This is a genomic window from Opitutus sp. sgz309028, assembly GCF_059821195.1.
The window spans coordinates 505,476-527,030 of the sequence record NZ_JCAMRR010000002.1 but is presented as its reverse complement, the minus strand read 5'-3'; the positions used below and the strand labels follow the sequence as shown (position 1 = coordinate 527,030).

Here is a 21,555-nt window from a genome sequence, read left to right as displayed (position 1 = left end):
AACCCCGTAACGGGTCCTTGAATTCGCAGCAGGAAGCCCGGGAGTTCACGCCCCAAGGCGGTCCGGGCGGCGTCCGGCCCCGCGATGGGAGTTTTCTCACGGAACCGCGCCCAACGCTCAGCGGCGTGATGCCTTCTTCAACACCGCGTGCGCCGCGTGATAGCCGCACATCCCGTGCACGCCCCCGCCCGGCGGCGTCGCACTGGAGCAAAGGAAGAGCCGCGGATTCGGCGTCGCATACGGATTCCAACGCGGCACCGGCCGAAAGAGAAAATTGCCCAGATCGTTGGCTCCACCGCCAATGTCGCCGCCGATCATCGCGGCGTTGTGCGCCTCCAGCCCGGGCGCATTCATCGTCCAACGCGCACGGATACGCTGCCGGAATCCCGGCGCGAATCGCTCGATCGCCGATTCGATCGGGATCGTCATGTCCACATCGCAGCCGTTCGGCACATGACAATACGCCCAGCCCGTCTGCACGCCCGCCGGGGCACGGCGGGAATCGAACAGCGATTGCTGCGCCACGAGCACGAACGGTTGCCCGGGCACCCGGCCGGCGGCGACGTCGTGTTCCGCGCGCAGCACCTCCTCGAAGCTGCCGCCGACATGCACCGTCATCGCGCGCCGGCATTCCTCGTTGCGCCAGGGAATCGGTCCGTCGAGCGCCCAGTCGATTTTGAAGATGCCCGGACCGTGACGGTAGCGGCGCAACCGCCGCGTATAACCCGCCGGCAAGGCGCTCCCGCACAGATCCGCCACCTGCCGCGGCGCGAGATCGAAGAGCACCGCCCGCGAGCTCGGCAACTCGTCGAGCGATCGGACGCGCCAGCCGGTGCGCAGCACACCGCCGTGCGTCTCCAGCGCGCGCACCAGCGCCCGCGTGATTTCCTGCGATCCGCCCACCGCGCATGGCCAGTCCGCAAGGTGACCGACCAGCGCCAGCACAAGGCCGAACGACGCCGTGCCCGCGCGATCGAGATCCGCACACGAATGTGCGCAGCATCCGGCGAACAACGCCCGCGCCGCCTCGCCTTGGAATCGCGACCGCGCCAGACCCGCGCAGGAACGCAGCGCCTGCAGCCCGAAGCGCAGCTTTGTCCCCAAAAAACCCGCACGCACATCCCAGACCGGATGCAACAGCGACTGCACGAAGTCCTCGCGCGCCAGCGGCGCCATCAACCGCCGCCAGGCTTCGCTGTCGTTCCCCAGCCCCGCCGTCATTTCCGCCACGCTCCGCCGCAGCACCGCCACTGCACCGTTCGGCAGCGGGTGCGCCAGCGGCAACTCCGCCGCTGCCCAGCGCACACCATGCTGCTCCAATCCGATTTCCCGCAGTGCCGGTGAAATCACGCCCATCGGATGCACCGCCGCACAGATGTCGTGCACGCAGCCCGGCAGCGTCAGCTCCGCCGACCGGCACCCTCCACCAGGCTCCGCCTCCGCCTCCACGACGAGGACCGACCATCCGGCTCGGGCCAGCACCACCCCCGCCACCAGCCCATTCGGGCCGGTCCCCACCACGATCGCATCGTAAGCCTCGCTGGGTCCCGTAATGCCCATGCGGAGACCGTTTGCGCCGCCACCGGATTTGCAACCTCCGACCCCGCACCGCCGGCCCGCGGAACAACGCAACGCCGCGCCGGACTGGAACGGACGATGAAACTGCTCGTCACCGGAGCGACCGGCGTGATCGGCGCCGCGGCCGTTCCCGCCCTGCTCGGGGCGGGCCACACCCTCCGGTTGCTTTCGCGCCGGATCGACGCAGAGGCCGCCCGGTTCCCGCCTGAGATCGAGCGCTTTGCCGCTGATTTGAGCGATCCGGCGCAGCTGACCGGCGCCGTCGACGATTGCGACACGGTCGTCCACATCGCCGGCATCGAAGAGGAGCGTCCGCCCACGGCGACGTTCGATAAGATCAACGTCGAAGGCACTCGCGCGTTGTGTTCGCTCGCCGCCGCTGCGCCCGCGCCGCCCTTTTTCGTTTACGTTTCCTCGCTCGGTGCGGATCGCGGCCAATCCGATTATCACCGGTCGAAACGCGAAGCGGAAACGATCGTGCGCGGCTACCGGGGGCCGTGGCTCATCCTTCGTCCGGGCAACATCTACGGACCGGGCGACGAAACCGTGTCCATGCTTCTGAAACTGAGCCGCAATCTCCCCGTCGTGCCGCTCGTCGATGGCGGCGACCAGCCTTTCCAGCCGCTGTGGTTCGAAGACTTCGGCGCCATCCTCGCCGCCGCAGTTGCGCGACGCGATCTCGCCGGCCGGACGCTCGAGCTTGCGGGCACGGAGACGACCACGACGCTCGATCTGCTCGATCGCTTTGGCTCGTTAACAGGACGAAATCCGCCGCGACTTCCCGTGCCCTCGAGCGTTGCGCGCGTCGGCACGGCAATCGCCGAATCGCTCGGTGGCCGGGAGGGCAATCTCCTTCGCACGGTCGGCCTCGAGCCGCCTCTCAATACTGGCAAACTCCAAATGCTTCTCGAGGGCAGCGTGATCGCCGATCCTGCCGGCAACGCGATCGTCTCGGTCTTTCACCTTACGCCCACTTCACTCCACGAAGGCCTCGAACGGCTCACCGACTTGACGCCCGAGCAACTTCCGGGCGAAGGCCTCGGCGCGACCGAACGTCGCGTCTACAGCGCGCACATCCAGGGCTCCCGCTTCACGCCGGAACGCTTGCTCGACGAAGTCTGCACCCACTTTCCCGAACTGTTGCCGATTGAGATGACAGCGGAGCCGGGTTCGGCAACCGCGCTCGCGCCCGGCGCCACGCTGACGGGCAATCTCCCCGGCCGCGGACACTTCCAGGTGCGCGTCCTCGAACGCGGTGCCGACCGGGTCACCTTGGTCACCCTTGCCGGACATCCGCTGGCCGGCGTCCTGATCTTTTCCGCCCATGCCTCGCCGGCTGGAATTCGTTTCGCCATCGAAACCGTGTCCCAAGCCTCAAACGTGTTCGACTGGCTTGCCCTGCACACCGTCGGCGGGACGATCCAGCAGCAGAATTGGCGAGCCGTCGTCCGCCGCGTGGTGGAGTTGAGCGGAGGCAGTGCCCCGGACGGCGTCGCGTGTCAACGCGAGCACCTTTCCGCCGACGACACCGACGCGCTGGCCGCGCATCTCACGCAGCGGATCGACGAGCTCCAGCGCGACGAACTGGAGCGCGCCGCCCGCCGACGAACGCCGGACGACGTCTGAGGACGACGCGACGGCAATTACTCCGCGCGGAAGCCGTTGCCGGTCGCCGCCCAGTAAATCCCGCCATACACGTGGTGCATGAAATTCGCGTCGCCGTAGGTGCCAGGCAGATGTCCGAGCGCGGTGTAGAACGCGCGACCGCCATCGTATTCGTGATACCACGCGACCGGGTGAAAATCGCCCATGCCCTTGCCCTTCTTCGCGCCCCAGTCCGCCGCGGGCTTGTAGGTTTTCTCGTCCACCGAGAGCAGGAACTTCAGGCCGTTGGAACGCGGCGCGCCAAACTCATACCACTCCTCCGTCGCGAGGAAACGTTTCGCGAAGCGGTCCATGCCGGGAAAATTGCGCTCCTCGACCTGCACCGTCGCCGTCTGCACCGCCGGGTGAATGTGGAACATGTAACCGACCATCTTCGTATACCATTCCCAGTCGTATTCCGTGTCCGACGCGCTGTGAATGCCCACGTAACCGCCGCCCGCGCGGATGTAGCGCTCGAACGCCGCCTGCTGTTCGTCGTTCAGCACATCGCCCGTCGTGCAAAGGAAAATCACCGCCTGATATTTCGGCAGCTCCTTGTCGTTGAACACACGGGACGCGTCCTCCGTCCAGAAGACCTCGAAATCGTGCAACGCCGCCAGCTCGCGAATCGCGGTGACGCCGGCGTTGATCGATTCGTGATGCCAGCCCGCCGTCTTGCTGAAAAGCGCCACGCGGAACTGCGCCGCCGACGCGGTGCCCGCAAACAGGCCGAGGCAAACCAGGAGAAGGGTCGAAACCAGTTTTGTATTCATAGGGGTGACGAAGTGTCCGCCTGACGCACGCCGGCCGGCAAGAGTTCCTCCGACGCGCACAATAGAGCAGCGGGCGCAGATGATCTCGGCCTGCGCCTCTCGCCGGCATTTCAAACCGGCAACGGATTCCGCTCGGCGAATCCCTGCTGATGCCAATACGGATACGCCTTCGGCCGTGCGCTCGCGGCATCGAGCCGCGCCACCTGCTCCGGCGTGAGATTCCAGCCGACCGCGCCGAGGTTTTGCCGCAGTTGCTCTTCGTTGCGCGCCCCCACGATGACGTTGGCGACCGTAGGCCGCTGCAGGAGCCAGTTGAGCGCCACCTGCGGCACGGTTTTTCCCGTTTCCGCCGCCACCGCGTCGAGCGCCTCCACGACGCGGAAAAGATACTCGTCGTCGACCTGCGGTCCGGCGCCGACCATGGCGGGCGAATTCAGCCGGCTGACCTCGGGCCGGGCCGCGTCACGTCGGATCTTGCCAGTCAACCGGCCCCAGCCGAGCGGACTCCACACCACCGCGCCGACGCCCTGATCGAGCCCAAGCGGCATCAACTCCCACTCATAATCGCGCCCCACCAGCGAATAGTACGCCTGATGCGCCACGTAGCGCGACCAGCCGTGCCGCTCCGACACCGCGAGCGACTTCATCAGGTGCCAGCCGGAAAAGTTTGAGACGCCGAGGTAGCGGATCTTTCCTGCGCGCACCAGATCGTCGAGCGTGCCGAGCGTCTCCTCCACCGGCGTGGTCGCATCGAATCCATGTAACTGATACAGATCGATGTAGTCCGTGCCGAGCCGGCGCAAGCTGCCCTCGACCGCCTTCAACAGGTGAAACCGCGACGAGCCGACGTCATTGGCTCCTTCTCCAGCGCGAAACGTTCCCTTGGTCGAAACGATCACCCGATCGCGCCGGCCTTTGATGGCCGCGCCCAAAATCTCCTCCGCGGCGCCGTCGGAATACACGTCCGCCGAGTCGAACATCGTCATACCCGCTTCGAGCGCGATATCGACCAGCCGTGTCGCTTCCTTCACATCGCTCTCACCCCAAGCGGAGAAGAAACTGCCTTTCCCGCCAAAGGTGCCCGTGCCGAGACTCAGCACCGGGACCTTGAAACCAGAACGTCCGAGTTGTCGAAATTCCATGGGACGCAAACACGAATCCGGAACTGCCCGGGGCGCAAGCGGCTCTGCCAACCACGGAGTCGGAGAATCGCCCACGGAATACACGGATCACACGGAAAACGGACCCGGACGAACGCGGAGTCAGAAACCACGAAAAACACGAAACACACGAAAAGATCGCTGAAATTGCCCCCCATCGGATCCCGTGGTTTCCGTGCGCCAAGTTTCAGCCTTTCGTGTCGTTCGTGGAGTTCGTGGTTCCCCTTAGTCGTCTCCGCCTTCGACGATGAGACGAATTGTATCGAGCCGCACTCGCGCCTGCTCGATCGCGGCGAGAACGCGCTCCAGCTGCTCCTGCGCCTGTTCGATTTCTTCCGGTCGGATGTGGTCGTTCACTTTCTTCAATGCCACCAGCCGCTGCATCTCGGCCCCCAGCGCCGTCACCGCCGCCTGTTTCGCGCTGGCCTTGATCGCATTGGTCCGCGCCTCCGCCTGCTCGCCCGCCGCCTCGAGCAGCGTCTTCAACATCGCGCCATCGAAACCCGGTCGCTCGAGAAACCGGTGGATGTCCGCATCCTCAAACTCGCGCGCGATCGACTTCGCGTCGCGCTCCTCCGTGAGATCCGCGCCCGCCGCGTCCACCACGACGCGGATCGGCGTCGGCGCCAGAAACTGATCCACGTGCCAGCGCGAATCGGCCATCGTCTCCAGCACGAACACCGCCTCGACGAGCAGATTCGGTGTATCCGAGATGATGGTGCCAAACGCCGTCGTGCCCGCCTTCGACTCGATCAGCAGGTCGATCGCATCCTGCACCAGCGGATGATCGGCCGTGAGGAGACGAATGTCTTCGCGCGTCGTCGCGCGCGAGCGATCGAACGTCGCCAGCATCCCGTCCGCCGGGATTGACGGAAAACTCTCGATATAGGCATGACTCGGATCGAGCAGCACGTCGCCTTCCTCGAACTCCTTTACGCGCACGCCGAAATGATCGAGCAGCGCGAGCAGGATGTCGCGGAGAAACCGGTCGGCATCCGCCGCCCGCACGCGCTCGATCACGCGTTGCGCCACGTCGGGATTGAACGAGTTCAACTCCAGCAACCGGTCGCGCCCCTTTTTCATCTTCAACGACAACTCGCGCCGAAACGCCGCCGTCTCCTCGATCAAGCGCTCGAGTTCCGCCTCGCCGGTTTTTCCACCGGCGCGAAACGCGGTCGCGACCTCAAGCAGGCGCGATTTGAAACGTGTCTGATATTCGTTGCCGCCGTGCAGCGACGTCTCGAAGGCGTCCAAGCCGCGGTGATACCACTCGACCACGCACTCGTCGCCGCTGCCCGCGACGTAGGGCACATGGATCCGGATCGTCTGCGTCTGGCCGATGCGGTCGAGCCGGCCGATGCGTTGCTCGACCAATCCCGGATTGAGCGGCAGATCGAAGAGCACGAGGTGATGCGCAAACTGGAAGTTGCGCCCTTCGCTGCCGATCTCCGAGCAGATCAACAGCTGCGCGCCGTCCGGCTCCGCAAACCACGCCGCGTTGCGATCGCGCTGCACGAGCGGCAGCCCTTCGTGAAAGAGCGCGCGGTTGATCGCCGTCTTCTCCTGCAACGCCGCTTCGAGCGCGAGCGCCTTGCGCGCGGATTTGCAGATCAGCAAAACCTTCGCCGGCCGGTGCTCCTTCAAAAACTGCACCAGCCAGTCGACGCGCGGATCGTCCTTGAACGAATACCGGATTTCCGCGTCGGCGCCTGTTTCCTCCGCCTCGAGTTCGCGCGCGATCCGTGCGAGGAGCGTGAGGTTGTTCGACTCGACCCGCGCGGGGCAAAACTTCCGCTGCGGAAATCCGCTCATCCGCGCGCGGGTGTTGCGAAACATCACGCGCCCGGTCCCGTGCTGATCCAGCAGCGTCCGCAACAAGGCCTCGCGCGCGCCGGGTGCGCCGCGCTGCATCGCGTCAAGGTGCTGCGCCAGCCGCGCCGGATCCTTGTCGAAGATCCGCGTCAGCGTCGCGCGATCTTTTGGCTTCAGCGGCTTTTGCTCGACGATCCGTTCCGCCACCTCCGCCACTTCGCCAAAGGTTTCTGCCTCCTCGCAGAAGCGCCCGAAATCGTCGTAACGATCCGGATCGAGCAGCCGCAGCCGCGCGAAATGTCCTTCCAAGCCCAGCTGCGTTGGCGTCGCCGTCAACAGCAGCAACCCTGGCGTGCGCCGCGCCAATTCCTCGACCATGCGATATTCGCCGCTCGGCACCTCCGGCGTCCACGCGAGGTGATGCGCCTCGTCCACCACGACGATGTCCCAGCCCGCCGCCACCGCCTGCTCCCGACGCCGCTCGCTCGCCGCGAGAAATCCGACGCTGCACAACACGAGCTGCGAGGAGAGAAACGGATTTTGCGCCGGATCGCTCTGCTCCGCCGCCGCGCAGCGCGCCTCGTCGAAGATGCCGAACCACAGATTGAAACGCCGCAGCAGTTCCACGAACCACTGATGCGTGAGCGTCTCCGGGACTAGAATCAGCACCCGTCGCGCCCGTCCGATCGCGAGCAGTCGCTGCACGATCAGGCATGCCTCGATCGTCTTGCCGAGTCCTACTTCATCGGCGAGCAGCACCCGCGGCACCTGCCGCGACGACACTTCGTTCAGGATATAAAATTGATGGGGCAACAACTCGACGCGTCCGCCGAGAAACCCGCGCACCTCCGATTGGCGAAACTTCCACTGCGCCTGCAGCGCCCGATAACGCAGCTCGAACACCTCGCCCTCGTCCACCTGGCCCGCCATCAAGCGCTCCTGCGGCAGCGCGACACTGGTCACATCCGAAATCTGATCCTCGCGCACGCGGCGGCCGCCGCCGAGATACGTCAGCAGTCCGCCGGATTCCTCGATCGCGTCCACGACCAGGCTGCCGCCGTCGCGCGCCGCGATCGTTTCGCCGACGCGAAACTGCACGCGTTTCAGCACGCTGGTGCCGAGCGCGTAGAGCCGTTTCTCCGCCGTCGCCGGGAACTCCACCGCGATCCGCTTCGCCGCGGCATCCACGCTCGCGACGATGCCGAGCCCGAGCTCCGGCTCGCGCTCACTCAGGCAACGTTGTCCAACCACCTCAAGACGCATGGCGCACATGAGGACCCACGTTCGCGGCATTTCAAACCAAACACGAATCCCCGCTGCCACTGGCGAAATCGTGGCGTTTGACGCAAAATTCCGCGCAACCCGTTCTTTCTTTCCGTGGTCCTCATGCTCGCCAACCTTCAGCTCGCACTCTCCTTATGAACGCATCTTTCCGCCTCTGCCTCGTCTTCCTCGGCCTCGCCGGCGCCGCCGCGAGCCTCCACGCCGCCGACGATGCCGCCACGCGTCGCGTCATCACCGTGACCGGCCAGGAAAATGTCCGCATCCCCGCCACCCGCGCGCGGCTCACTGCCATGGTCGAAGTCCAGGCCAAGACCTCCGCCGCCGCGCAGGACGCCGTGCGCCAGGGCTCGCAATCCGTCCTCGAATTTCTCCAGCGCCAAAAGGTCGAACGCCTGCAAGCTGGCACGATGGCGCTGCAGCCGATCTACAACAGTGACTCCGGCTCGTATTCGTCCGGCGCGCGACGCGCCCCCGAGGTCGTCGCCTATCGCGCGCAATGGTCCGCCAGCTTCGAGACGCCCGCCGAACGCGCGGGGGAAATCGCCGACGGTCTGGTGAAGGCCGGCGCAACCCGCATCGCGTCGTTCGAGTTCACCGCGACCGACGAGGCGCTGGCGCAGGCCCAACGCGACGCGCTTCGCGCCGCCGCCGTGCGCGCGCGCGAGGATGCCCGCTCCGTCCTCGACGCCCTCGGCTACCAGCCCGCGGACGTCGTGCGCATCAACGCCAACTCCAGCGGGCCGATCATGCCGTTTCGCCGCGCGGAGATGATGACGTATGCGAAGGCGCAGGACTCCGCCGCGACCGCCGTGGAACCCGGCCTGATCGAAGTCAACGGATCGGTGACGCTCGAAGTCGCTTATTGATTTCCCGCATGAAGCGCTCCGCTCCGCCCGCCCTTTCCACTTCCTCCACGCCGCGTGCCGCCCGCACCAATCCCTGGATCCGCGTCGCACGTTCCCGGATACACGGCAACGGCGTCTACGCCCGCACCGACATCCCGGCCGGCACGCGACTGATCGAATACATCGGCGAACGGATCACGAAGGCCGAATCCCGCCGCCGTGAAGACGCGCGACTGGAGCGGCTGCGCCGCGGTCAGGACGGCTGTGTGACGATCTTCGAGCTGAACCAGCGTCACGACATCGACGGCCGGAGCGCGAAGAATATCGCCCGGATGATCAATCACTCCTGCGCGCCGAACAGCCGCTCGGAGATCATTCGCGGCCGGATCTGGATTCTTGCCAACCGCGACATTCCCGCCGGCGAGGAGATCACGTTCGATTACGGTTTCTCGTTCAGCGAGTGGCGGCTGCATCCGTGCCGCTGCGGCGCGAAAAATTGTCCGGGCTTCATCGTGAATGCCCCGCAACGCTGGCGCGTGCGCAAGATCGTGCAGCGCGAAAAACGTCTGCGCGCCGCCTGAGCCGGCCCCGATCGCTTCGCGCCTCCGGTCACTCAGCCCGCCGCCGGTTTGCCCGCGTAAAACGGCAGCAGCTGTTTCAGATGTCCCTGCACGATCGAGCCCACGGTCTCTGGGGGCAGCGAGCCTTTGTGCAGTTCGAAAATCGCGACGAGCAGCGCGAGCTCGATGTCCACCTTCTTGGGCGTCACGGCTTTCATCGCCGCGAGAATCTCGAGCGCCTTCTTCTCCGCGCGTTTGTAGTCCTGGAAGTTTTCCTCGGTAGGCGTGGCCATGCGATAACACGCCCCGATTCCGTCGCACCGGTCAAGCGCCTCCTCGGATTGCCTTCGACCGCGGTCACGCCAACCTCGCGGCCATCCCCATGCACTATCTCGCGTTCCTTCGCGGCATCAATCTGGGTCGGCGGCGGCTCAAAATGGAGCAACTCCGCGCCCTCTTCGAAGCGCTGAAATTCCGCCAAGTCACCACGTTCATCGCCAGCGGCAACGTCGCCTTCGAGAGCGCCGCGCGCGACGAATCCAAGCTCACCGCGCAGATCGAGCGGCATCTGCAGAAGGAACTCGGCTATGAGGTCGACACGTTTCTCCGCACGCGCGAGGAGCTCGCCCGGATCGTGGACGATCAGCCCTTCGCGAAGGAAATCGATGGCCGGGACAGCTCCACCGTCCACGTCGGATTTTTCCGGGAAGCGCTGCCATCCGCGATCGCGCAAAAGCTGGAGGCGGTGCGCACCGAGACCGATGCGTTCCGCGTTCGCCGACGCGAGTATTACTGGCTTTGCCAAACCCGCATCAGCGACTCCGAAGTGTGGACGCTGCCAGCCATGCGCGAGTTTCGCCTGCCGGCCTCGTCGATGCGCAACCTGAAGACGTTGCGAAAAATGGCGGCGCTTTATCCGCCGAAGTCGACTTGAGTCTCTCGCGTTCGGTGTAACTTTTCCGCGCCGCCGCGTGTTATTCGAACGCCCGACATGAAAACGCTCGCCGTCTTTTTCCTCTGGTGCCTGTTGCTCGTCGTTTGCTGGCCGCTCGCGTTGCTGGCGCTCCTCGTCGCGCCGCTGGTCTGGCTCGTGGCGCTGCCGTTCCGGCTGCTGGGGGTTTGCGTGAGCGCGACGTTCGCCTTCATCAAAGCGCTGCTGTTTCTGCCCGCGCGGCTACTCGGCGGTCGTGCTCCCGCGTAACGAGCGGATCAGCCTGCGCGAGCCGCGCGCAATGTTTCCAGCGGCCACGTGGTCGCCAGCGAACGTGTTTTCAAATCGAGTTTCGGTTCGGCGACGAACCGGCCGATCAACGCTGCGGGCACGCCGTTCATATGCGACTCCGCCAGCACGGTGCCGACCAGGCGCGGCTCCGTGACGATGAGCGCGCGCTCCTGATTCTCGCCGAACAGCAGCACGTCGGCGCGGAGATTGCCCAACGACGTGAGGTCCACCTCGGCCCCGACCGGCGCGGAGCTCGCCAGCAACGCTTCCGCCAGCGCGACCAGCAGCCCTCCCGGCCCCACGTCCTTCACCGGCGCCGCCGCCCCCGCGCCCGCCAGCTTGGCCAGCAGATCCTGCAATTTTTTCTCCTGCGCGAAATCCGTCGCCGTCGGCCGCGCGGTGGTGAGCTGATGGACCGCTTGCAGGTAGACGCTGCCCGCCAGATCCGCGCCCGGATCGCCCAGCAGGACCAGCATCGCTCCCGGCTTCGTCTCCGGCCCCGCCGCAATCGGCTTCGGAAGACCGGCAAAACGGAATCCCAATTCGCCCCCTTCCTGGGCCGAGCTCGCGCGCCCGAGCTGCAACTGCAACCCCATGCGCACGGAATTCGCCAAGGCCCCTATTTCGCGCATGCTCGCGGCCAGCCCGTCCAACTCAGCCGTCGTGACGACGGCCGGCAGGTGCAACTCCATCATTCCGCGGTCAGCCTTCGCACCGCTGGCGGCGAGGGCCCGCAACGCTTTCGTAAGGTGATACACGGCCGCTCCTGCGGGTAGGCGCAGGGAAAATCGGGCCTGTGCGACCAGAAGGCCGTCGTCGCCGCTGGAGTTGGCCGACCGCTGGAGGTCGACGCGGGCCGTCGTGCGCCCTGCCCCCATCTCCACCAACATTTTCGGCAATGCGGCCTGCGCGCGGCTTCCGTTCAGGTCATGCAGGGTCGCGACATCGAAGACCGGCGTAGCGGAGGCATCTGTTTCACCGCGACCCGCTCCGGCGGGCGGCGCCGGTTCGTCCGCCAAGCCGACCGTCGCCGGAGGCGAGAACGGCGGAGCCGAAAACGCGGCCGCCAGCCCGGAGGCGATCCGTTTCAGATCGCTCGCGGGCTCCGTCACCGAAATTTCGATACGCAGCGTGTCCGTCGTTCCGGCATGGCCGGCCGGATCGGTTTGCCGCCACAGATTGGGACTCGTTTCGCGCCGGGCTTCCGGCGCCGCCGTCAACGTCAGGATTGGGGTCACAGGCTTGGGGAAAACTCCTTTCGATCGTTTGCAACTGCCTCGGGAGCGCAATCGCATTCGGCGATCGAATACGCCGGCATTTGACGCGCGGCCGCACGTTGCTTTGTTTCCGTCCGCCCCTGCCCTGCAGCCCCGCTTTCCCATGAGCCGTCACCGCCTTTGGGTCATCCCTGCGATCGCGATCTTGCTGCCGGGCTGCGGAACCGGGCCGCACGTCCGCCGCCCGGAGGGTCCGACGCTGGTGCACCGGGTCCCCAGCGAAAAGGAGTTCGACCGGCGCGTTGCCGAGCTGACGCGGGCAGGACACCCCTTGGAGCAGGCGCAGGACAAAGCCCGGCGGGAGTTCGAGCGCGAGGCGTGGAATTACGACCACACGGCGGAATGGGCGGCCGAAAAAGCGCGGGCGGAACGAAGCGCCGCGCGGGAACAGATCGAAAAAGAGCTCGCCCGGCTCGACGGGAAGTAGGAGCGCCGCGACGATCAAGCGCGGTTGCGCGGATGGTATTTGCCGTGTTGCTCGCGCAGGCGCCGGGATTCCACCGCGGTGTAAATCTGGGTGGTCGAGAGGCTCGAATGACCCAGCATCTCCTGAATCGCCCGCAGATCCGCACCGCCGGTGAGCAGATGCGTGGCGAACGAGTGCCGCAACCCGTGCGGCTTCACGTTCTTCGTGATGCCGGCGCGTTCGGCGTATTTCTTGACCAGTATCCAGAGCATGACGCGGGAGAGCGCGGCGCCGTTCTTGTTCAGGAAAAGCTGGCTGCCCGTGCGGGGTTTCACGAAATGCGGACGACCGGACGCCAGATAGGTCGCGAGGGCGGATAGCGCCTGACCGCCGACCGGCACGACGCGCTCCTTCGCGCCCTTGCCGAAGACGCGCACGAAGCCGTGCTCCAGGTCGACCTGCTGGATCGTCAGTCCTGCCAGTTCGGATACACGCAGGCCGCTCGAGTAAAACAGCTCCAGGAGCGCCCGGTCGCGCAGCGCGCGAGGATCGCCGCCCGCCGCCGCGGCCAGCAGCCGCCGCACCTCCTCTTCGGTGAGCGTGCCGGGAATGCGCCGGTCCCGCTTCGGCCCGACCAGCAGCGCGGTGAAATCGTCGTCGCGCACGCGTTCGCGCACGAGGTGATGCGCCAGGCTGCGCAGCGCGCTGAGTTTTCGGGCAAGGCTGGCGAGGCGGTAGGATTTCGCGCTCAGCGATTGCAGCCACGCCGAGGCGTGCGCGCCCGAAACCTGGCGCCAGTCCGACGCTCCGGCCTTGGAAAAATAGACGGCCGCCTGATCGAGGTCGCGCCGATAGCCGGCGATCGTGTTTTTCGAGAGCCCGCGCTCGAGTCCGACGAAGCCAAGAAACGATTCGATCGCCTCGGCAAAATCACCCGGGGCGCGGCTGGAATCTTCGGTTCGGGCGCGAGGCTTTTTCATGGCGGAGCGCACCGACCGGAAGCAATTGTGCGGCGTGGAATCCGTGACGCGCAGGGCCTAGGCCGCTTCGTCGCCGGTCGCCATGCCGCACGCTTCGAAACTCAATACTGCCGCCGGCGCGGCGGCGGCGTGTAGTTCGGATTGCTCTCCTTCATGCGGAACGTGATGCGCGCCTTCTCGAGATCGTAAGGGCTCATCTCCATTTTCACCATGTCGCCCGCGGCGATCTTGATGAAGTTCTTCCGCAGCTTGCCGGAGATGTGCGCGAGCACCACGTGCCCGTTGGAAAGCTGAACCTTGAACATCGTGCCCGGAAGCACCGCCACCACCCTTCCCTCGACTTCGATCGAATTGCCGTCAGCCATATTGGACGCGCGTGCGCGTGAGTTCGGAGGAGGGTTGGATCATGGGATCGATGCCGAAATAAAAGTCCCTTGTAAGGCGGAAAGCCGCACCCTAGGCAAGGCTTTACCTCGGGCAACGCGCCCACGTCTCCTCTGTCCTCTCATGTCCGACTCCGTTCCGTCGCTGCCCTGCCCGTTCGAAAAACGGTTCCCTTCCCAACTCATCCGCGACGACGTCTTTTTCATGAGTCTCGCCTACAATCAGGCGATCGACGCCTGGCGCCGCGACGAGGTGCCGATCGGCGCGATCATCGAGGTCGACGGCGAGGTCATCGGCTCCGCGCACAACACCGTCGAGGGTTCCGACGACCCCACCGCGCACGCCGAGATGCTGGCCATCACCCAGGCGGCCGCGAAGCTTGGCGACTGGCGGCTCGAGGGCGCGACGGTTTACGTGACGAAGGAGCCCTGCCCGATGTGCTCGGGCGCGATGCTCATGTCGCGCGTGAAGCGCGTCTGCTACGCCGTGCCGGATCCCAAGATGGGCTGCCTCGGCGGCGCGACCAATCTCAACGATCTGCCGCGCGTCAACCACCGCGTCGAGCTCACCGCCGGCGGCGTGCTCGAGCAGGAATGCCGTGAGCTGCTCCAGGCGTATTTCAAGCTCAAGCGCGCGGACGCCTGACCGGCTGCGCGCGGCCGGCGTAACTCCTGCGGCATAAACACGCTCCGGCAGTTGACGGATCGCGCGAGCGGGCCTTTGTTGGCCCTTCCCATCAACCAGTAACCAAAGACGAAAAATGGCTTACGAACTTCCCAAACTGCCCTACGCCTACGACGCCCTGGCTCCGCATATCGATGCGCGCACGATGGAAATCCATCACACCAAGCATCATCAGGCCTACATCACCAACGCCAACAACGCGCTGAAGGATCATCCCGATCTCGCGGCGCTGGACGTCAACCAGCTGATCGCCGACTTGAGCAAGGTGCCCGAAGCCATTCGCACCGCGGTGCGCAACAACGCCGGCGGCCACTCCAATCACTCGTTCTTCTGGAAAATCCTCGGACCCGGCAAGGGCGGCTCGCCGAAGGGCAAGCTCGCCGCGGCGATCGACGCCGAGCTCGGCGGGTTCGCCAAGTTCAAGGAGGATTTCGGCAAGGCCGCCGCCACGCGGTTCGGCTCCGGCTGGGCCTGGCTCGTGGTCGGCGCCGGCGGCAAGCTCGCGGTCGGCTCCACCGCCAACCAGGACAGCCCGCTCATGGGCAAGGCGGTCGCCGGTTTCGAGGGCAAACCCGTCCTCGGCCTCGACGTCTGGGAACACGCCTATTACCTCAATTACCAGAACCGCCGCCCGGACTACATCTCCGCCTGGTGGAACGTCGTCGACTGGGACGCCGCCGAAGCCAACTACACCGCCGCGAAGTAAGTCGCGTCCGGATTTCGATTCACAAAAAAGCCGCACCTTCCGGTGCGGCTTTTGTTTTGGGGAGATTCGTTTCGTCGCTCAGCGCGCCAGCACGCTCGCCTGCATCACCGAGCCGAACGATAGCGGGCTCACGCGCGTGCTCTTGCCGGTCGCTGTATCCAAAATACAGATAACGCTCGTGCTCCGATCGCGCGCGGTGTAGACGAGGTGACGGCCGTCGGCCAGCCAGCTCGGCTCGATCCCGTCGAACGGCGCACGCGAAACCTGCGAGCTGCTGCGCTTCGCCATGTCGTAGACCGCGATCTGGTAGCCGCGGCCGATCCGGATCGTGAACGCGATGAGGTTCGGATTGGCCGTGCTCCAGTCCGGCTCGGCGCAATACCCGCTGATGTTCGTCGGCAGCCGCTGCATCGAGCCGCCCGCCGTGGAGATGAGATACAATTGGGGCCCGCCCGCGGCGTCCGAGGTGAAAACGACGCGGGAACCGTCCGGAGAAAAGCAAGGCGACGCTTCCACCGCGTCGGTGCGCGTCAGGCGGCGAATCTGCCGCGCCTGCGCGTTGCCCACGTAGATCTCGGCATTGCCCTCGCCGCTCAACACCATCGCGACCTGCTGGCCGCTCGCGCTGTAGCGCGCGCCGCTGTTCGTGCCCTTGAAACTCACGAAGGTCGTCCGCTGATACGTGTTGAGGTCGATCTGGAAGATGTCCGGGAAGCCCGCCTTGTAGAAGCTCGTGTAGAGCAGCTTGCGGCCATCGGGCGACCACCGCGGCGTGAGCGCGTGGGCGTTGTCCTTGGTGATCTGTTTCGCCCCGCCGAAAAAGAGATCGGACGTATAAACCTCCTTTTTGCCCGTGCGCTCGCCGATGAAGGCAAGCTGCGAGGCGAAGAAGCCCCGCAGGCCCAGGCCGTTCGTCTTCGCCACCGCGATGTCCGCCGCGCGGAGCAGCGCGTCGCGCGCGCTCGAGCCGCTCGCGACTTCCGAGGCGAACGCCTCGCCGCCACGGCCCCGCGTGATGTCGACGCGGACCTGGTTCGATCCGGCGAGCGTGAACTTGATGTCGTAGGCGTAGCCGCTGGCGGCGAGGCGGTAGCGCCCGTGGGAGCCGAACGCCTGCAGCGCGAGCTGGTTGAGCTCGGCCGCGTTCGCCGCCACGCGCACCGGAATCGTATCCTTTTCCGCCTCCACCACGACCTCGCCGATGTTGCGCTGCGCCAGTGCAGGCGCGGCCAGCGCGGTGAAAAGCAGGGCAAGTCGGAGAATTTTTTGCATGGCTTGAAAGTATCGCTTAAAGGTGCCGAGGGTCTTCGGCATTTCTATTTACAGCCGGTTCCTCCATAACAACTTTATTTCCTCTTCGCGCCCGAACTTTTCTCCGCCGTGAGCCCCGACGAAATCAAAGAGCATCTCAAGCAAGTGAAATATCCCGGGTTCAGCCGGGACATCGTCTCCTTCGGACTCGTCCGTTCGGCCGCACTGATCGATGGCACCGCGAAGGTCGCGCTCGCGGTGACCTCGAGCGATCCGAAGGTGCCGCTGCATTTGAAGCGTGAAGTCGACGCCTGCCTGCGGGCGATCCCGGGCGTGCGCGAAACCATCGTCGACATCGCGGTCACGCCGGCGAAAGCCGCTCCCGCCGCCGGAGGCAATATGGGCGGCAACGGCCAGGCGCCCAAGACCATCAAGCACGCCGTCGCCATCGGCTCCGGCAAGGGCGGCGTCGGCAAAAGCACCTTCGCCGTGAACCTCGCTTGCGCGCTCGCGCAGTTGCTTGAGAAACACGGACGCCCGGGCCGCGTCGGCCTGATGGACTGCGACATCTACGGCCCGAGCGTGCCGCTGATGATGGGCCTCGACGGACGTCCGGAAATCGAAGGCGACGGACCGTCGGCGATGCTGATCCCGATGGAACGACACGGCGTGAAGGTCATGAGCATGGGTTTTCTCGTCGACGACAACACGCCGGTCGTCTGGCGCGGTCCGATGATCATGAAGACCGTGCAGCAATTCGTCCAAAACGTGAAATGGGGCGAACTCGACGTGCTGCTCGTCGATCTGCCGCCGGGCACCGGCGACGCGCAGCTTTCCCTCGTCCAGACGCTTCCACTCGATGGCGCGGTGATCGTGACCACGCCGCAGCCGGCCGCCACGAATGTGGCGCGGAAAGGCGGCCTCATGTTTCAAAAAGTGAACGTGCCGCTGCTCGGTGTGGCGGAAAACATGAGCTACTTCGTCGACCCGGCGGGCATCAGGCACGCGCTCTTCGGCAGCGGCGGCGGGATTGCCGCCGCGGAGAGACTCGGCACCGCGTTGCTCGGACAGGTGCCGCTCGTGCCGGAGATTCGCGAAGGCGGCGACGCCGGGCTGCCGATTGTGGTAAAATCGCCTGAAAGTTCGGCCGCGCGCGAATTCCAGACGATCGCAGACACGCTTCTGTCGCGACTTGCGCAACCCGCGGCACCGCGGGCGTGACAATTCGGAAAATTGCGGGCATTGACAGTCATGGCCGTGTCGCTCTCATTTCCGTCCGCGCAGATTTGTCGAATGAGTTCCTCCGCACCAGAGCCAGCGACGAGCCGAGATTTTGTGAAGCAATCCAGCCTCTACCAGGAATTCCTGGCGGAGCGGGAGGAAATCCTGAAGCACAAGTGGCTCGAGTCGGAACGGCTCGGCTACGACATCGGCTTTGAGCGCGCGTTGCTCGACTGGATCCGCAAGCATCGCGAAGGCTGGCGCGCCGCCCGCCGGCAGCAGCAACAGCAGCAAGGCGTCGCGGCTCCCGGAGCGAACCCCGCGCCTTCCGCCCCTCCCTTCCCGCCGTCCGACCGTTCGTGAGATTCACCTGCGCGCCGACCACTTCCAGGCGCGACCAAAGCAAAAAGCCGGGATCAAGCCCGGCTTTGCTGTTTCTGGCGGGCGATGAACGCCCGCATGCCCCCTGCGCTTACTTGATCTCTTTGTGGACCGTGTGGCGCTTGAGATGGGGATTATACTTCTTCTTCTCGATGCGCTCCGTCACCGTCTTCTTGTTGCGGTAGGTGAGATAACGGGAAGCGGGTTTGCCCTCTTTCCGGGCTTCGGTGCACTCCAGGGTGACGAGTTCTTGCATGTGATAAATGGATTGAAGGGTCAGAGCAAACGGCCCGCCCCGGGCGGCGCAATCCTAAAGTGGACCGCCCTGCTCAGCGGCGCTTCTCTGTCAGCGGCAGCATGACGCCCCGCCGGAACAGCGTCACCTGCCCCGTGCTCGACGACACGACGATCGAGATGCAATGCGCAGCCACACTGATGGCCGCGGCCGCGGCGTGCCGGCTCCCGAGTCCGCTCGGCAGCGTGAAATCGCTATCGCCGGCCTGGATCAGGCTGCCCGCGGACTCGACGACGCCGTCGCCGCGGATGACGAACGCGCCATCGATCGACGAGAACTCCTTCACGGTCTCGTCCATGAACGGATTCAGGATGTTGCGATCCTCTTCCTTGTAACCGTAAAATGGATTCAACACGAGCGGCTTGGTGAGGGTCGCCACGCGATCGTTGTCGCCGACCACGAACAGACAGCCGACCGGCCGACCCTCGCGGCCCTCGACCGCGAGCTCGGTCGCGACCGCGATCACCCGCTCCAGCACCTCGGGTTTCACGTCCTCGGGCAACAGGTCGTTCTGGCCCGTGAACAGGGTCTGGAACTCCCGCTCGATGTCGACGACGGTGAGCGTATCCAGCTGGTTGCTGCCGGTCATGCCACCGATGCAGCAGACGCGATCGGTGAACGCGATCACGCCGCGCGTCAGGGCCACGAGGATCGCGCTGCGGAGCTGCGCCATCCGCTGATTGGAAAACGACCGCACCTGGATCGTCTCGTTGAAATCCCTCTGGTCGTTGCTGGTCTCGACCGGATTGCGCGTGACCAGGATCGTCTTCAGCTTCGACGGCATCGCATTGGCCTCGATGCCGCCGATGAACGTGTCGCCAAATACCATCAGCGCGCGGCAGTTCGCGCCTTTCGCCACCCGCTCGGCCTCGCGAAACATCAGCCGGTTGATGCGATTCTGCTGGGCCTGCACCGGCCGGATCCCACCGAGGCCGCCGACGAGCTGCTCGTGCAGCGCATCGAGATCGGGTGCGTTGATGAGGCTTTCCACCACCGCCGGCTCCTTCACCTGCCGCGCGATCGAAGCGAGAACCTGGAGGTAATCGCGCGCGCGCTCGCCGGCGATGAGCATCACGATCAGGCGCACACGGTCGTCGGTCAGCGCGCCGTCGTGCTTGATGCCCGCGCGGCTCCGGCCGATGGCGAGGATGTAGCGGCGGCTCATCTTCACGCGCACGTGCGGCAGCGCGACGCCGAGCCCGAGATACGTGGTCATCGTGCTCTCGCGCGCGAGGAGCCCTTTCAACAACGCCTCGGGTTTGAGGTCGGGGAACTGCTTGACGCAAACCGCGAGGAGCTCCTGCAGCGCGCCCTCGAGATCGAGGCTGTGCAGATCGATGATCCGGCTGCGGGCGATGATCTTCTCGAGCCGCATTGATCTCAAAGTCCTGAGCCCGGAGCGGAGCGCCTGGAGTCGAAAGAGGCGGGCACCGATGGACGTTGTTTTGCGCTCAGCGTTACGGTCTCAGCGGCGGACTCTCGACGCGGAGCTTCAATCATCGCTCCCACTCGAGCGCGCCCTTCTTGATTTCGTAGAACAAGCCGAGCACGAGCACGCCGACGAAAAAGGCGATGGGCCCGAGGATCGCGATGTTGTTGGCCAGGAACTCGCGATAGATGAACGTCCACGGCACGAGGATCACGATCTCGAGATCGAAAAGCATGAAGAGCAGCGCGGTGACGTAGAACTTTACCGAAAACCGCGTGTGAATCACGCCCTCCGAGGGCACGCCGCATTCGTAGGCGGAATCCTTGATCTTGGAAGACTTCGACCGCTGCCCGAAGAAATGACTCGCACCGATCACCAGGCCGGTGATCCCGGCGGCGAGCAGGATCTGGATCAAGAACGGGAGATACGCGGCAGAGCCCATGGCAAACAATTGGGGGGAGGCGGGACCCGGAGACAAGAGGGAAGTTCGCGCCAGATCGGCCGAAAATCAGGAATCCACGTCGATGATCTTCGCCTTTTTGATCTGCGTGGAGCCGACGCCGAGCGTCTCCGCAAACTCCAGGGTGCGGATTTCCTCGGAGATCGGTTCGAAACCGTTGCGCTTCCGCAAGCGATCGATGCGCGCGCGCATGAGCGCGTCCATCATCACCGGATCCGTGCTCAACCAGACGATCGGCTCCGAAGCGGTGTAGAGCGAGTTGAAGAACGGACCGCCGATGAACTGGTAACGTTCGAGGCTCGCGATCGTGAACAGCCACGTTTGCCGCAGCTCGGGGATCGCGCTCATTTCCGCGACCGCCGCCGGAGCGTTCGCCGGCGAACGGAAAAAGCGCGCGGTGTTGGAGGCGTTCCACAAGGTCGCGTTCACGAGGGCGCCGTTGATGCCGAGCATCGAATGGTCGGTGTAAACGGGGAGGTTGATCCAGAAATCCGCATCCAAAAACAGCGGTGTAGCCAAAAAGCTCTTACGGTCCTCGTCGCGGGTGCTCGTGTTGTCGAAATCCTTCGTCTGCTGCTCGGCGAAGATCGGGTCGAAGCGCTGCGGGAGCGGCGAATCGTAGAACCAGACCGGATCGTAATAGCGGCCGGATTCCAAAACGTAGACCTGGTGGCCCTCGAACGGCGACCTGCCCGTGACGAGCGACGGCAGGTAGCCGGTCATGCGCAGCCGGAGCTGGTTCAGACCGACGAGGAAAATATCCTTCGCATCGAAGCCGCGACGCTCGAGCGCGGCGATCACCGCCTTCACCAGCGGCACCGGCGTCGCCATGCCCGGGCCGGAGTCGGTGTAGATTTTGAGCCCCACCTTTTTCTTCTCGCCGGGCGCCACTTTCCGACCGTTGGCGGCCTCGAAGCGCGAAATCAGCAACTCGACTTCGCGATTGTAGGTGGCTTCAGAAAAATCCGGCAGACGCGCCTGCCACACCGGCGCCTCGACCGGCGCGGCCGGAGCGGTCTGCGCTCGCGCCAGCAACGGCAATGAGAGGAGCCCGAGTGTGGCAACGAGCTGAAGGAGAGTGCGACGCATCATGGGTGAGTAGCCGGGCGGACGGGAAAGTTTCCTGCGCAGGGCGCGGAACTTGACAGTCCCGCCTCCGGGTTGAAAGTGGATTCTTCGTCCGCCGCCGACCCAGCGCGCTGA

The 21,555-nt window shown here is 65.2% G+C and carries 23 protein-coding genes; 10 read left to right on the top strand and 13 right to left on the bottom strand.

Features of this window, described 5'->3' with window-relative positions; translation table 11 throughout:
- Positions 1–117 precede the first annotated feature (117 nt).
- On the bottom strand, positions 118–1,560 hold the full coding sequence (locus AC6RV7_RS08000) for a phytoene desaturase family protein (protein ID WP_500093434.1): 1,443 nt from the start codon (positions 1,558–1,560) through the stop codon (positions 118–120).
- A gap of 96 nt (positions 1,561–1,656) precedes the next feature.
- Here AC6RV7_RS08000 and AC6RV7_RS07995 point away from each other — a divergent pair, with 96 nt between their 5' ends.
- Positions 1,657–3,204 (top strand): NAD-dependent epimerase/dehydratase family protein, encoded by a 1,548-nt coding sequence (locus AC6RV7_RS07995; RefSeq protein WP_500093432.1) that lies wholly within the window; start codon positions 1,657–1,659, stop codon positions 3,202–3,204.
- A 17-nt stretch (positions 3,205–3,221) separates the two neighbouring features.
- On the opposite strand, the gene AC6RV7_RS07990 is transcribed toward AC6RV7_RS07995, so the two are convergent.
- The 3 genes from AC6RV7_RS07990 to rapA form a co-directional block, all read right to left on the bottom strand.
- The gene (locus AC6RV7_RS07990) at positions 3,222–3,995 is read right to left on the bottom strand and encodes a ThuA domain-containing protein (protein WP_500093430.1); all 774 of its coding nucleotides are present in this window, start codon (positions 3,993–3,995) and stop codon (positions 3,222–3,224) included.
- Positions 3,996–4,105: 110 nt separating this feature from the next.
- A complete protein-coding gene (locus AC6RV7_RS07985; RefSeq protein ID WP_500093428.1) occupies positions 4,106–5,137 on the bottom strand; it encodes an aldo/keto reductase in 1,032 nt (343 codons plus the stop codon).
- A 243-nt stretch (positions 5,138–5,380) separates the two neighbouring features.
- Positions 5,381–8,239 carry an RNA polymerase-associated protein RapA gene (rapA, locus tag AC6RV7_RS07980; RefSeq protein WP_500093426.1) on the bottom strand — a complete coding sequence of 953 codons (2,859 nt, stop codon included), beginning with the start codon at positions 8,237–8,239 and terminating at the stop codon, positions 5,381–5,383.
- Positions 8,240–8,385: 146 nt separating this feature from the next.
- On the opposite strand from rapA, the gene AC6RV7_RS07975 reads away from it, so the two are divergent.
- Together AC6RV7_RS07975 and AC6RV7_RS07970 are read left to right on the top strand one after the other, a co-directional pair.
- Positions 8,386–9,117: an SIMPL domain-containing protein gene (locus AC6RV7_RS07975; RefSeq protein ID WP_500093424.1), complete on the top strand. Its 732-nt coding sequence runs from the start codon at positions 8,386–8,388 to the stop codon at positions 9,115–9,117.
- 8 nt (positions 9,118–9,125) lie between these two features.
- Positions 9,126–9,677 (top strand): SET domain-containing protein, encoded by a 552-nt coding sequence (locus tag AC6RV7_RS07970; RefSeq protein WP_500093422.1) that lies wholly within the window; start codon positions 9,126–9,128, stop codon positions 9,675–9,677.
- 32 nt (positions 9,678–9,709) lie between these two features.
- Here AC6RV7_RS07970 and AC6RV7_RS07965 read toward each other — a convergent pair whose 3' ends face one another.
- Positions 9,710–9,949, bottom strand: a complete 240-nt coding sequence (locus AC6RV7_RS07965; RefSeq protein WP_500093420.1) for a hypothetical protein — start codon at positions 9,947–9,949, stop codon at positions 9,710–9,712.
- 89 nt (positions 9,950–10,038) lie between these two features.
- On the opposite strand from AC6RV7_RS07965, the gene AC6RV7_RS07960 reads away from it, so the two are divergent.
- Positions 10,039–10,590 (top strand): DUF1697 domain-containing protein, encoded by a 552-nt coding sequence (locus AC6RV7_RS07960; protein ID WP_500093418.1) that lies wholly within the window; start codon positions 10,039–10,041, stop codon positions 10,588–10,590.
- 57 nt (positions 10,591–10,647) lie between these two features.
- Entirely contained in the window at positions 10,648–10,857 is a 210-nt protein-coding gene (locus AC6RV7_RS07955) for a hypothetical protein (RefSeq protein ID WP_500093416.1), read from the top strand.
- Positions 10,858–10,865: 8 nt separating this feature from the next.
- On the opposite strand, the gene AC6RV7_RS07950 is transcribed toward AC6RV7_RS07955, so the two are convergent.
- Positions 10,866–12,116 (bottom strand): AIR synthase-related protein, encoded by a 1,251-nt coding sequence (locus AC6RV7_RS07950; RefSeq protein ID WP_500093415.1) that lies wholly within the window; start codon positions 12,114–12,116, stop codon positions 10,866–10,868.
- A 142-nt stretch (positions 12,117–12,258) separates the two neighbouring features.
- On the opposite strand from AC6RV7_RS07950, the gene AC6RV7_RS07945 reads away from it, so the two are divergent.
- Positions 12,259–12,582 carry a hypothetical protein gene (locus AC6RV7_RS07945; protein ID WP_500093413.1) on the top strand — a complete coding sequence of 108 codons (324 nt, stop codon included), beginning with the start codon at positions 12,259–12,261 and terminating at the stop codon, positions 12,580–12,582.
- Between the two features lie 14 nt (positions 12,583–12,596).
- Here the strand turns inward: AC6RV7_RS07945 and xerD are convergent, their stop codons facing one another.
- Both xerD and infA read right to left on the bottom strand, forming a co-directional pair.
- The gene (gene xerD / locus AC6RV7_RS07940; RefSeq protein WP_500093411.1) at positions 12,597–13,541 is read right to left on the bottom strand and encodes a site-specific tyrosine recombinase XerD; all 945 of its coding nucleotides are present in this window, start codon (positions 13,539–13,541) and stop codon (positions 12,597–12,599) included.
- Positions 13,542–13,642: 101 nt separating this feature from the next.
- Positions 13,643–13,906 (bottom strand): translation initiation factor IF-1, encoded by a 264-nt coding sequence (gene infA / locus AC6RV7_RS07935; RefSeq protein WP_500093409.1) that lies wholly within the window; start codon positions 13,904–13,906, stop codon positions 13,643–13,645.
- Positions 13,907–14,048: 142 nt separating this feature from the next.
- Here infA and AC6RV7_RS07930 point away from each other — a divergent pair, with 142 nt between their 5' ends.
- Both AC6RV7_RS07930 and AC6RV7_RS07925 read left to right on the top strand, forming a co-directional pair.
- A complete protein-coding gene (locus tag AC6RV7_RS07930; protein ID WP_500093407.1) occupies positions 14,049–14,570 on the top strand; it encodes a nucleoside deaminase in 522 nt (173 codons plus the stop codon).
- A gap of 115 nt (positions 14,571–14,685) precedes the next feature.
- A complete protein-coding gene (locus tag AC6RV7_RS07925; RefSeq protein ID WP_500093405.1) occupies positions 14,686–15,315 on the top strand; it encodes a superoxide dismutase in 630 nt (209 codons plus the stop codon).
- Positions 15,316–15,393: 78 nt separating this feature from the next.
- Here the strand turns inward: AC6RV7_RS07925 and AC6RV7_RS07920 are convergent, their stop codons facing one another.
- A complete protein-coding gene (locus AC6RV7_RS07920; protein WP_500093402.1) occupies positions 15,394–16,587 on the bottom strand; it encodes a biopolymer transporter Tol in 1,194 nt (397 codons plus the stop codon).
- A 108-nt stretch (positions 16,588–16,695) separates the two neighbouring features.
- Between AC6RV7_RS07920 and AC6RV7_RS07915 the strand changes: the two genes are divergently transcribed.
- Together AC6RV7_RS07915 and AC6RV7_RS07910 are read left to right on the top strand one after the other, a co-directional pair.
- Positions 16,696–17,787, top strand: a complete 1,092-nt coding sequence (locus tag AC6RV7_RS07915) for an Mrp/NBP35 family ATP-binding protein (RefSeq protein ID WP_500093401.1) — start codon at positions 16,696–16,698, stop codon at positions 17,785–17,787.
- A gap of 114 nt (positions 17,788–17,901) precedes the next feature.
- Positions 17,902–18,150 (top strand): hypothetical protein, encoded by a 249-nt coding sequence (locus AC6RV7_RS07910; protein WP_500093399.1) that lies wholly within the window; start codon positions 17,902–17,904, stop codon positions 18,148–18,150.
- A 109-nt stretch (positions 18,151–18,259) separates the two neighbouring features.
- On the opposite strand, the gene rpmG is transcribed toward AC6RV7_RS07910, so the two are convergent.
- The 4 genes from rpmG to AC6RV7_RS07890 form a co-directional block, all read right to left on the bottom strand.
- Complete coding sequence (rpmG, locus tag AC6RV7_RS07905; protein ID WP_500093397.1) at positions 18,260–18,424, bottom strand: 50S ribosomal protein L33; 165 nt, start codon at positions 18,422–18,424, stop codon at positions 18,260–18,262.
- 73 nt (positions 18,425–18,497) lie between these two features.
- Positions 18,498–19,838, bottom strand: a complete 1,341-nt coding sequence (locus tag AC6RV7_RS07900) for a diadenylate cyclase (RefSeq protein WP_500093395.1) — start codon at positions 19,836–19,838, stop codon at positions 18,498–18,500.
- A gap of 121 nt (positions 19,839–19,959) precedes the next feature.
- Positions 19,960–20,334, bottom strand: coding sequence for an NADH-quinone oxidoreductase subunit A (locus AC6RV7_RS07895; RefSeq protein WP_500093393.1), 375 nt, complete (start codon positions 20,332–20,334; stop codon positions 19,960–19,962).
- Positions 20,335–20,400: 66 nt separating this feature from the next.
- Positions 20,401–21,444: a DUF362 domain-containing protein gene (locus AC6RV7_RS07890; protein WP_500093391.1), complete on the bottom strand. Its 1,044-nt coding sequence runs from the start codon at positions 21,442–21,444 to the stop codon at positions 20,401–20,403.
- Positions 21,445–21,555 lie beyond the last annotated feature (111 nt).